At 40.3% G+C, this 11726-nt stretch carries 11 protein-coding genes; 7 read left to right on the top strand and 4 right to left on the bottom strand.

Annotation, left to right across the window (positions count from 1 at the left end):
• Positions 1-6: 6 nt before the first annotated feature.
• The 4 genes from ABMY45_RS04765 to ABMY45_RS04750 are packed head-to-tail and all read right to left on the bottom strand — an operon-like array spanning position 7 to position 3333.
• The gene (locus tag ABMY45_RS04765; protein ID WP_349288494.1) at positions 7-1017 is read right to left on the bottom strand and encodes an ArsJ-associated glyceraldehyde-3-phosphate dehydrogenase; all 1011 of its coding nucleotides are present in this window, start codon (positions 1015-1017) and stop codon (positions 7-9) included.
• Between the two features lie 2 nt (positions 1018-1019).
• The gene (locus ABMY45_RS04760) at positions 1020-1523 is read right to left on the bottom strand and encodes a tyrosine-protein phosphatase (RefSeq protein WP_349288493.1); all 504 of its coding nucleotides are present in this window, start codon (positions 1521-1523) and stop codon (positions 1020-1022) included.
• Positions 1524-1537: 14 nt separating this feature from the next.
• Entirely contained in the window at positions 1538-2560 is a 1023-nt protein-coding gene (gene arsB, locus ABMY45_RS04755) for an ACR3 family arsenite efflux transporter (protein WP_349288492.1), read from the bottom strand.
• An 11-nt stretch (positions 2561-2571) separates the two neighbouring features.
• Positions 2572-3333: a metalloregulator ArsR/SmtB family transcription factor gene (locus tag ABMY45_RS04750; RefSeq protein ID WP_349288491.1), complete on the bottom strand. Its 762-nt coding sequence runs from the start codon at positions 3331-3333 to the stop codon at positions 2572-2574.
• Between the two features lie 413 nt (positions 3334-3746).
• Between ABMY45_RS04750 and ABMY45_RS04745 the strand changes: the two genes are divergently transcribed.
• From ABMY45_RS04745 to ABMY45_RS04715, 7 genes are all read left to right on the top strand, one after another.
• Positions 3747-4685 (top strand): LysR family transcriptional regulator, encoded by a 939-nt coding sequence (locus ABMY45_RS04745; protein WP_349288490.1) that lies wholly within the window; start codon positions 3747-3749, stop codon positions 4683-4685.
• Positions 4686-4809: 124 nt separating this feature from the next.
• Positions 4810-6762 (top strand): TonB-dependent receptor, encoded by a 1953-nt coding sequence (locus tag ABMY45_RS04740; RefSeq protein ID WP_349288489.1) that lies wholly within the window; start codon positions 4810-4812, stop codon positions 6760-6762.
• A gap of 38 nt (positions 6763-6800) precedes the next feature.
• Positions 6801-7820: an MBL fold metallo-hydrolase gene (locus tag ABMY45_RS04735; RefSeq protein WP_349288488.1), complete on the top strand. Its 1020-nt coding sequence runs from the start codon at positions 6801-6803 to the stop codon at positions 7818-7820.
• Between the two features lie 45 nt (positions 7821-7865).
• Complete coding sequence (locus ABMY45_RS04730; protein ID WP_349288487.1) at positions 7866-8783, top strand: ABC transporter substrate-binding protein; 918 nt, start codon at positions 7866-7868, stop codon at positions 8781-8783.
• A 116-nt stretch (positions 8784-8899) separates the two neighbouring features.
• Positions 8900-9859, top strand: a complete 960-nt coding sequence (locus tag ABMY45_RS04725) for an iron chelate uptake ABC transporter family permease subunit (protein WP_349288486.1) — start codon at positions 8900-8902, stop codon at positions 9857-9859.
• Complete coding sequence (locus ABMY45_RS04720; protein ID WP_349288485.1) at positions 9852-10802, top strand: iron chelate uptake ABC transporter family permease subunit; 951 nt, start codon at positions 9852-9854, stop codon at positions 10800-10802. The genes ABMY45_RS04725 and ABMY45_RS04720 overlap by 8 nt, the downstream gene beginning before the upstream one ends.
• An 18-nt stretch (positions 10803-10820) precedes the next feature.
• A complete protein-coding gene (locus ABMY45_RS04715) occupies positions 10821-11582 on the top strand; it encodes an ATP-binding cassette domain-containing protein (RefSeq protein WP_349288484.1) in 762 nt (253 codons plus the stop codon).
• Positions 11583-11726 lie beyond the last annotated feature (144 nt).

The following is an 11726-nucleotide window of genomic DNA, read 5'->3' as shown; positions in this document are numbered from 1 at the left end:
GTTACATTACCCTTTAATTGATGATCCGACTTTACGAGCAAGTTCAGCCGTTCTATTAGCGTAACCCCACTCGTTGTCATACCATGTGTACAGCTTCACCTGAGTGCCATTAACGACCATTGTTGACAATGCATCGACAACGCTAGAACGTGGGTCTGTTTTATAATCGATAGACACAAGTGGCTTTTCTTCATAACCAAGAATGCCTTTTAATTCGCCCTCAGCCGCTTCTTTCATCCAAGCGTTAATTTCAGCTTCCGTTGTTGGACGCTCAACTTCAAATACACAGTCAGTAATTGACGCATTTGCCAGTGGCACACGCACCGCATGACCATTCAGCTTACCTTTTAGCTCAGGAAAAATGTGAGTTATAGCTGTTGCTGAACCTGTAGTTGTTGGGATTAGGCTCATGCCACACGCACGCGCTCTACGTAAATCTTTATGCGGTGCATCCAGAATCGTTTGAGTATTGGTAATATCGTGGATGGTTGTCATCGAGCCATGCTTGATGCCGATTTTATCCTGTAATACTTTCACCACAGGTGCTAAGCAGTTGGTAGTGCAAGACGCTGCCGTTACGATTGAGTGTTGTTCAATATCATATAGATGGTCATTAACTCCCATCACCACATTCAGCACACCTTCTTCTTTTACTGGTGCAGTGACAACGACCTTTTTTACACCTTGGTCTAAGTAGGCTTGTAGCAACTCAGTTTTCTTCATCTTACCAGAGGCTTCAATGACCAAATCACATTCAGACCAATCCGTATCATTAATCGCTTTGTTTTGAGTTACACGAATGGCTTGACCATCAATTATCACGTTATTGTCATCATGAGATACATCATATGACCAAGTGCCATGCACAGAATCGTACTTTAACAAATGTGCCAGTGTTTCTGCGTTGCCAGCAGGGTCATTGATTTGCACAAACTCAATATCTTGCCAACCAAAAGCAGCTCTAAGTGTTAAACGACCCATGCGGCCAAAACCGTTAATACCAATTTTAATTGCCATTGTTAAGCTCCTACTTTTTGAAACTCATTGAAAAAAGAAAGTTGTACTGGGTGATATAGCGCTTTAGGGCGCACTTTCTGTACTTGGTTAATAATGTCTGCCTTGCCGTAGCCTAGCTCAAACATGAGTATTCCAATGACTAAGCCTGTGCGACCAGAGCCTCCTTTGCAATGCACTGCTATAGTGCCTTGATTGCGCAGTATTGATAAGATGTCATTAATTTGAGATGCATAAGCTTTAGCGAAGTCCTCGTTTGGGCCATCTTCATCAGAAATAGGAAGCTGAAACCATTTAACACCTTGTGCATCACACACTTTTGGAAGGTCTTCGGCTTCATTCTTTTTAATTTCTGCATTGTACATCAGCGTCACAACCGCTTGTGCTCCAGCATCTTTCAACTGCGTGACCGATGTTGTTAAATCAACGTCCTTGGTTCCGGGGCAAGGCGTAAATATAAAGCTCGCGCCATTATCAAGTGCCAGTTTGTCGCAAGGATGAGTTTGCATAAGAACCCTCTATATTATTCGTTAAACCAATGTCTTGTTCTGTTCACAATCGCTACGAGAGACAGCATGATGGGAACTTCAACCAGAACCCCAACCACAGTTGCCAATGCAGCGCCTGAATGTAACCCGAATAGGGAGATCGCCACAGCGACTGCCAATTCAAAGAAGTTAGATGTACCAATCAAACAAGCAGGTGCAGCAATGTTGTGCTTAAGCTTGAGTCTGACCGCGATAAAATAAGCAACAATGAAAATACCATAGGTTTGAAGAATTAGCGGAATAGCGATTAACAAGATATTAAGTGGTTGCTCAATGATGGTGTTTGCCTGAAAGCCAAATAGCAGCACTACTGTTGCTAGTAACCCGATAACAGAAAACGGTTTGAACTTCTCTAGCAAACTTGTGATAGCTGCTTCATCGCGACCTGAACTGTTTAAGTGTTTTCTGGTCAGGATTCCCGCGATTAAAGGCAGTAATACATACAAAATAACCGAGATAAACAAGGTACCCCAAGGCACATGAATATCTGTTACACCAAGCAATAACCCTGCAATGGGAGCGAATGCAAAAATCATGATGATATCGTTCACAGATACCTGAACCAAGGTATAGTTTGCATCACCTTTGGTTAATTGCGACCAGACAAACACCATTGCAGTACAAGGTGCTACGCCAAGTAAAATCATACCGGCGATGTATTCTTGAGCAGTTTCTGGTGACACAAAATCGGCAAATAATCCTTCAAAGAACAACCAACCTAATGCAGCCATCGAGAACGGTTTTATAAGCCAGTTGATCACCAAAGTTAATACTAAGCCTTGTGGATTCTTGCCAACTTCCTTGATGGTCGAAAAGTCTACTTGCACCATCATTGGATAGATCATCACCCAAATGAAGACCGCAACAACCACGTTGACATGGGCAACTTCAAGCTTTGCAATCGCTTCAAAAAGAGGTGGATAAACAATCCCCAGAACCACACCAGCAACAATTGATATCGCAACCCACACAGATAAATAACGTTCAAAAATCCCCATAGTTACATTCCTTAATTACAGCAACTTGCCACACGCGTAGGGCGATCACCCATTGCATTTAATCTGGCTAGCTCTTGTTCAATAAAAATAGGTTCATTCACTACCGTTGAAGTGATAGTTTGCTTCATCCACGCTGGCAGTGTTGGATTGATTGAATAAAACACCCATTGCTGGTGTTTTCTGTCAGATAAAATGCCTGTTTTTCGAAGCTGTGCTAGGTGACGAGAAACTTTGGGTTGGCTCTCTTCATCCAGTGCAGTCATTAACTCACAGACACATGCTTCACCCTCAACCGCAATGATTAAAAGCGTTTTCAAGCGAATATCATCTGCCAGAGCTTTATAAAAAATAGTAGGCGTTATTGGCGCTGGCTTTTGCTTTTCTTGTATCAGCAAAAACATTTTGAGCCGTTCATTTAGCTCTTGTAGCGTCTTTTCAAATGGGTTGGCATCTCTTCGAGAGCGAGGTTCAGGAAAATCCCAAGCAAGGCAGTTAGTACCATTGACTCGGCTATCACACTCTTTTGCCGCTTTATCGCACAGGGTAATAACAAAATCGAAATGGATATTGCTAACTTCATCAAGGTGTTTTGAGTGTAATCCATCGGTAGGTAACCCAAAGTGCTCAATAGCTGACAAGGTACGACTATCAACACTATTTGGCTCAGTACCAGCACTGTAAACCTCGTACTCACCTTTGCCATGATGTTTTAGCAACGCCTCAGCCATGATCGATCTAGCTGAGTTTTCAGTGCATAAGAAGAGAACTTTCATGAAATACTCCATAACAAATTTGTTATATAATAAATTTGTTATGGAGCTACTGCAAGAGATATTTTCGAAAAAATGAGTTAAGCGGCTGTTCTAGATAAATTGTTCATACTTCAATTTTTTTAGCTTTTTTAATGGTGAAAATATATAAGCGAATGACTCAAAGATATCCTTTGGCTCCAAATTGTTTCTGTCCAAGGGTGTTACAGCGGAATGCAACATGAAAATGCCCCAAAATGTGTTTAGGTGAATGCCTTAAATGAGCGAGGAACAGACATTCACAGCTCTTCGCCTTTAAACCATATGCTCTCTAAAGCAGACATTGAACTTTAACAAACTACTCTTTTGTTTTTTTACCTTTTGGGATTCAAGCAATGTAGTTTACACTTCATAGCGAATTAGCTTTGGGTAATCCGATGAACTTAACGCAACTAGATTTAAATTCATTACAAATTTTGAAACAACTGATTGAAGAGAAGCATGTGTCTAATACGGCTTTATCTTTAAATATTAGTCAGTCCTCCGTGAGTCGTGCGCTACAAAAAATGCGGAGCTTTTTTGACGATGAGCTACTTGTGCGTTCGAATTATGGCTATGAGTTAACACCCAAAGCGGAAAGCCTTAAAGAGGATCTCACTGAGGTGATAACAAGCCTTGAACGATTAGTACATAAACAACAGTTTTCTCCTGATTCAATAGCAAGTACAGTTAAGTTCTATGGGTTGCAGCCTCAAATAGACGCGTTGATGCCAGCCTTTATTGAAAAAGTCAGGTGTGAAGCACCTAACTTAGTCGTCAGTATAGACACGACGCCTAAACGTCACTTTAACGCCTTGATAGCAGGTGATATTCATTTTGTAATGTCTTCACATGAACCGCCTACAGGTGAGCAAAATATTCACAGAATGATACTAGCTAAGCGTGATTTCAGATTACTGATGAGTAAGTCTCACCCTCTAGCAGATAAAGCGCTAACGACTGTAAACCTTATGCAAAGCCAATTTGGACAAATATCATTGCAAGGTGAGAAGAATATTTCTTTTGAAGCTAAATTTCGTGAATTGGGCTACCTGAAAGGCAAGAAAAGTTTAAATGTTCCCGTGCAGCTATCTAATTTTAACTCTGCACCCAATATTGCCGCTGGCACTGATATCATTTTTCATCTACCGACGCCGTTTGCCCTTGCGGCATGTAAAGATGACAGGTTATGTGTCAAAGAAGTCCCTAAAGAGCTGCAACTAGATTTTCAATATGTTTACTTATATTGGCATAAGCGCTTTCACGATGATCCTATGTGTGAATGGGTGAGAGGCATTTTAAAATCACTTTTCTCTGAAGAAAAATCCCTTGCATAACATGATTATGCAGATCTTGCATAGTCACAATCTGGCTCTCGAATGAACAATTTATTGCAATAATAGCGTTTCGAGCATTAAATACGAACGATTATCAATAACAGTAAGATTAAAGCTACTCCTAATGACACAGACTAAACCTTTTTCTTTGAGTAAAATGGCTAACACGCTTGCAACACTTAGCCTTTGCTCAGCATTTACACTTCACGCAAATGCTCAGGTAGTTGATACAAGCACAGCTAACACAGACGAAATGGAAACAATTGTAGTTACTGCTGCTGGTCGCGAACAACTTTTATCTCAAGCAGCAGCGTCAATTAGCGTAATAGATCGTACTGATATTGAAAGAGGCTTTTATAAAGATCTAACCGATGCTTTGCGCGATATGCCAGGTGTTACCCTTACTCGTGGTGGCGCAAGTGAAGATGTGTCATTACGTGGTATGAATGGCCAGTACACAGCTATTTTAGTTGATGGTAAAAAACAATCAGGCCGAGAAACGCAGCCAAGTGGTAGCGGAGCTGGTTGGGAGCAAGATTGGTTACCACCTCTTGACGCTATTGAGCGCATAGAAGTTGTGCGTGGGCCAATGGCGACGCTTTATGGTTCAGGTGCTATTGGCGGTGTAATCAACATCATCACCCGTAAAGACTTTGAAAAGTTTCAAGGTAATGTTCGTTTAGAAACGATTGTTCAGGAAGACAGTGATGCAGGTGATGAAAAGCAAGCACAAGTTTATCTTGCAATGCCAATCGTAAAAGACATGTTTTCGGCTTCATTTACTGCAATGACACAAGAGCGTGACGAAGATGAAATTATTGGCGGCTATGGTGGCAAAGAAATGGAGAACTACCGCGCAGAACTGCACTTCATGCCAACTAAAGTTGATCGTTTCACCCTTGATTATGCAAAACAAGATCAGAAACGTTATACAACAGAAGGTAAGTCTGTAGACTCTGCTCGTAGAGAGTCAGAAAGAAACAGTAATCGCGAGTCCTTCTCTCTTGCTCACAATGGTAATTACGAGTGGGCGACAGGTACAAGCTTTATTCAACAAGAAACCGTTGAAAATGTAGGTCGTGAAATTACGATTGAAAATTTAGTGTTTAACTCACAGTGGTCTACTGCGTTTGATCAAAATGCCATAGTTGCGGGTGTTTCGTACGAAAGTGAAGACTTAGAAGATTTTGGTAACGGCGCAGATGCAAGTGAAATTTCTAACTACCAATGGTCATTATTTGCAGATAATGAATGGCAAGCCAAAGACGATTTAGCTATTACTTTAGGCCTTCGCTATGACGATAATGAAATCTTTGATTCACACGTTAGCTACCGTGTATACGGTGTTTGGTCGCTAGCAGGTAACTGGGTGTTAAAAGGCGGTGTATCAACAGGTTACAGTGCGCCGAAAATTCGTGCTATGACACCTGAGTGGGTGCAAGAGAGTCGTGGTGGAGATATCTATGGTAACCCTGAATTAAAACCAGAAACCTCTTTAAATAATGAAATAGGTATTTACTACATAGGTAAAAATAACTTAGTTGCACAAGTAACAGCGTTTTACAATGACTTTGAAGACAAAAATAACTTAACAACATGTCCTGTTGAAAAATGTGGTGACCCAACAGGCCGTCAATATGAGAACCTTGATAAAGCGACTGTATCAGGTGTGGAGGCGTCGATTACGACTGATATCACTGATTTATTCTCGATAAATGCAGCCTATACTTACAATGACTCAGAGCAAAAATCAGGTGATAACGAAGGGCAACCGTTAACTCAAGTTCCAATGCACTTGGCTAATGTAGGTGTTAACTGGCAAGTAAGTGAGTCATTCAATACGTGGGCAAAAGTAACGCACCGAGGTAAAGACAGTCAGCCAATTACGGTAGATTCACGTTCAACCGTTGCGAAGTCATTAACTTATGTGGATATGGGCGTAAACTGGCAAATAAACGACATGGTCACACTATCTACAGGCGTTTATAATTTATTTGATAAAGAAATTACTGCCGAAGAATACGGTTACAAAGAAGATGGCCGCCGCCTGTGGTTATCAGTTGTAACTTCTTTCTAAATTACTTAATCATCATAAATGAAAGGTTTTAGATTAATATGAAAAACGCATTGTTCTTGTTTTTCTCTCTAGCTAGCGCATCTGCGCTAGCGTTTGACGTTCAAGCAGAAGAAAAATCAACTAATACAGCACAACATTATGCACTTAAAGGTTTGGCGCATGCTGAACTTTTCCCAGGCTTAACAAATCTTTGCGATATTGAAGCTAAAATTCGCGATTTATCAAAGCGTAAACGCAGTAGTGCTTCCGGTAAAAAGAAAAAAAGTGGTAAATCACGCTCATCAGCTATCCCTGCCACTAAGGTGTTTGATAATCTTTATTACGTTGGTACTGGTGGTGTTTCAAGTTGGGTAATTGAAACCAGTGATGGCTTAATTCTTATCGATGCACTTAATACGGTAAGGCAAGCTAAAGAGTACATTGAAAAAGGTATGCTAGCATTAGGCCTTAATCCCGCAGATACCAAGTATTTAATCATCGGGCATGAACACGGTGACCACTATGGCGGTCAGGCACATTTTGTCAGCAATTATAAAACCAAAGTAGTGATGAGTGATGTTGCGTGGTCACGTATGGAAAACAATGAATTGACCGTATTTAGTCCGCGTTGGGGCCCAATGCCCAAGCGCGACATTACCATAAAAGATGGTGAGACCATTTCACTTGGAGATATTCAAGTGCAGGTTTATGAAACACCAGGCCATACACCAGGTACCATTTCCCTTATTTTTCCAGTATTTGATCATGGTAAAAAACACATGGTCAGCCTTTGGGGGGGTACAGGACTAAACTATGGCCCTGATTTGGCACGTATTCAATCTTATACCGACGCTGCCTCTCGTTTTGGTGACATTACTAAGGCGCAAAGTGTCGATGTTTTTTTGTCAAATCACCCAACCAGAGATGGCTCTAGAGAAAAACTCAAGTTAATGGCTGAGCATAGCAAAGATCAACCGCATCCTTTTGTTCAAGGTCAAGACGTGGTTGCTAAAGCCTATGATATGCTGGCAAGCTGTACCCAAGCGCAAGTATTAAGAATTCAGCAGCAAGAGAAGTAAGCTGACAAACCCCATTGTGAAACTTTATTTATGAAAGCAGTATTTATGAAAAACTTTTTCCAATTTTTTTTGTTTTTTTTAGCGATTATCGCGCTTTCCACAAATATAGTATCTGCCAAAGAAATTGCGGTTAAACACTTAAAAGGCACCGCTAAATTTAACGGTATTCCTAAACGCGTTGTCGTATTGGGTAATGCGAGCTTAGATGTACTAGACCGATTAGGGATAAAACCCGTAGGGGCACCACACTCACTGTTACCTAACTATTTAGCCGACTACGAGTACTCTACTCAAAATACGGGGACAACTGCGGAGCCTGATTTTGAGGCAATTTTCACGCTACAACCAGATGTAATTATTGCAGAAAACCGTATGCTTAAAATTTATGATGATATTAAACAAATCGCTCCAACGGTGATGTTTTATATCGATAGTGGTAATTATTGGCAAGACGCACAAAAAAACTGGCGAATGTTAGGCAAGTTGTTTGATAAAGAAGCTGAAATTGAACATTTGATAAAGCAAGTACAAGATAAGATTAATAACCTAGGCAAACAAGTTACAGAGCAACAACTTAAAGCACTGATGATTATGAATAATGGTAATAACCTTGCGATGTTCAATAAAGGCAGTCGCTTTTCTCTGATATTTGATGAGTTTAGTTTCTCGCAATCAACCAGTGAAAATATCGCACCAATTAAAGGTAACCACGGCAGCTTGATTTCATTTGAGTACATTGCCGATGCGAAACCTGATGTTATGTTTGTTATGGATAGAGAGCAAGCAATTGGCAGAAGTTCAGGAAAGGCACAAACATTGTTTAACAACCCGCTAGTTAATGACACACCTGCGGCGAAAAACAACCGACTAATTTTTATCGACTCTAACGCTTGGTATATTTCAACGGGTGGTATTACGGCTACTGAGTTGATGGTGGAAGATGCTGAAAAGGCACTAAATTAGTTGTAGTTTAGCCATAATTCACTAAATTTGTTTTTTACATCACTAATTAATCGTTCAACAAAGCCCTTCGCTGCTTAAAAGCAGTGGAGGTTTCTGTTTATAGAGTATTTCATTTTATGGTCACTAAGCAGCAGCTATTGGCTGCCAGTTTATTTTTTACCTTAGCGGCGGCATCACTCCTATTAGGCGCTGCTGATGTGTCATTTAAAGGTTTGTTTTCTGGCGACGACCATGCCTATGATATTTATGTGATTTCACGTATTCCAAGGCTTATTGCCATTGTGTTAGCTGGTGCAGGTTTGAGTATAGCTGGCTTAGTCATGCAGCAAATCATGCAGAATCGTTTTGCATCACCTTCAACAACGGGTACCGTAGATTGTGCACTGCTAGGTTATGTTGTTGGTTTGATCTTTTTACAGCAAGCATCTCAATGGTCATATCTAGCCGTTATTTTTAGCTTTGCCATTGTTGGTACTTTACTGTTGGTGCGTTTTTTACAAAAAATTCAATTTAAAAATGTTGTCCTCGTGCCGCTTATTGGCATTATGTACGGCAATGTTGTCTCAGCCTTGACCACTTTTCTTGCTTATAAACACGACCTTGTACAAACCATGTCATCATGGAGTGTTGCTAATTTTGCCAGTGTTTTACAGGGTAACTATGAAATTTTGTTTTTGGCTGTGCCTGCCTGTATTTTGGCTTATTACTATGCTAGTCAGTTTAGTGCCGCGAGTATCGGCCATAGCTTTGCTAAAAATATAGGTCTTGATTATCAAAAGGTGGTACTTATTGGCGTTGTGCTAATCGCGATTAGCACAGCAAGTGTTGTGATGATTGTAGGTGTTATTCCCTTTTTAGGTTTGATCGTACCGAATGTTGTTTCGCTGTTTATGGGCGATAACATGAAAAAAATACTACCTTGGACTGCTTATTGGGGCGTCATTCTAGTATTAAGTTGCGACATTCTAGGCAGACTGATCATTTTTCCGTATGAAATGCCAATCTCGATGATCATCAGTATTTTTGGTGGCGTGATATTTATTTATCTGGTTGTTAAGGATAAAGCCAATGCGTGATTGGGTAAAAGTCGCCATATTACTATTGGCATGTTTGACAAGTGTTGCATGGTTTATTGGGCAAGGGCTAAACGCTGATAATTATCAATTTTTCTTAAAGCTTCGTTTACCCAAAGTGTTGGCAATTGTCTTAGCTGCTATGGCAATTGCAGCGTCCTCTTTGGTGTTCCAAACCATCACCAATAACAGAATACTTACCCCTTCAATTTTAGGTTTTGATAGCTTGTATTTATTGGTGCAAGTCATAATAATTGTTATATTTGGCATGACAAGTGTTTTGGTAATAGAAGCCATCCCAAATTTCTTGCTTTCAACACTCGTAATGATCGGCTTCTCACTTACCTTATTTCATTTTTATTTTAAGCACAGTAATAGCAATATATTCACTTTGTTACTAATAGGCGTAGTCTGTGGCAGCTTATTTAACAGCCTGACAGGGTTTTTAACTATGTTAATTGATCCAAATGAGTTTGCTGTTATTCAACGTGCAATGTTCGCCAGTTTTAATAATATCAATGCAGAATTGGTTTACTGGAGTACGATTCCACTGGTACTTTGTTTTGCCTACCTGTTTATTTCAGCGAGAAAACTCGATGTATTATGGTTGGGGCAAGACAATGCAACAAGCCTTGGTATAAATACGAAACGACTCACCAAGCAGATGATGGTAGTCATTACCCTTATGGTAGCCATAGCGACTGCGCTTGTTGGCCCTGTGCTGTTTTTTGGCTTAATCACGGTAAGTTTAACGCGCGAGCTATTTAAGCGCTTTGAGCATGGTTTCCTTATTGTCGCGAGCAGTTTGTTGGCGGTATTACTTTTAGTATCAGGGCAATGGTTTGTTGAGAAAGTGCTGACCTTCCAAACGACAATTAGCGTTATTATCAATTTGGTAGGCGGAAGCTACTTTATGTGGTTACTCCTTCGCAATAAGATTAATTAAATAAATTCCGAGACAGGTGTGATTAAGTTAACAGGATTATCAAAAAAATACGGCGATAACTTTGTTGTAAAAAACGCAGATGCGTTATTCCCTAAAGGTGAAGTAACCGCCATTATAGGGCCTAACGGCGCTGGTAAAAGTACCTTATTATCAATGGCTAGTCGTTTAACTGAAAGTGACGCTGGTGAAGTGCTGGTTGGTGATAAGTTACTTTCCCAATGGGACAGCAAAGCCCTTGCAAAAAATTTGGCTGTATTAAGGCAATCTAATAATATTAATATGCGCTTTACGGTGAGAGAGCTTGTCTCCTTTGGCCGCTTTCCACATTCACAAGGACGTTTAACAGAAAATGACAATGACATCATTGATAATGCGTTAAACAAATTAGACATCACCTATATTAAAGATAGGTATCTAGATGAGCTAAGTGGCGGTCAGCGCCAAATGGCATTTATTGCAATGGTGGTGGCGCAAGATACTGACTATATATTTTTAGATGAACCGCTAAACAACTTAGATATCAAGCACTCTGTTGAAATTATGCAGACATTGCATCGATTAGCCACAGAGCTTAATAAAGCTGTTGTTATCGTTATCCATGATATTAATTTCGCCGCAAGCTATTCTGACAATATTGTCGCGATGAAAAAAGGTGAAGTGGTATGTTCTGGCAAAGTAGATGACGTCGTAAAAGCAGAAATTATGGAATCTATCTATGAGATACCATTCAGCATCAAAGATATTGATGGGAAAAAGGTCTGTTTATACTTTAAAAGCTAGTATTAAAGGTCTGCTTTCGCGCAAACACAGACCTTAATTCAACTGATGCCGACAGGCCGCTTCTGGCACACAACTGTACTTCATCTCTAACCCGTTTCTGTCCAAACCTTAGTCATTGGCAATCTATCTATTATCAATAGTGAC

Origin of the sequence: Pseudoalteromonas sp. XMcav11-Q (assembly GCF_040104525.1) — a bacterium.
Classification (GTDB): Bacteria; Pseudomonadota; Gammaproteobacteria; order Enterobacterales; family Alteromonadaceae; genus Pseudoalteromonas.
This window is presented reverse-complemented; position numbering and strand designations above follow the sequence as displayed.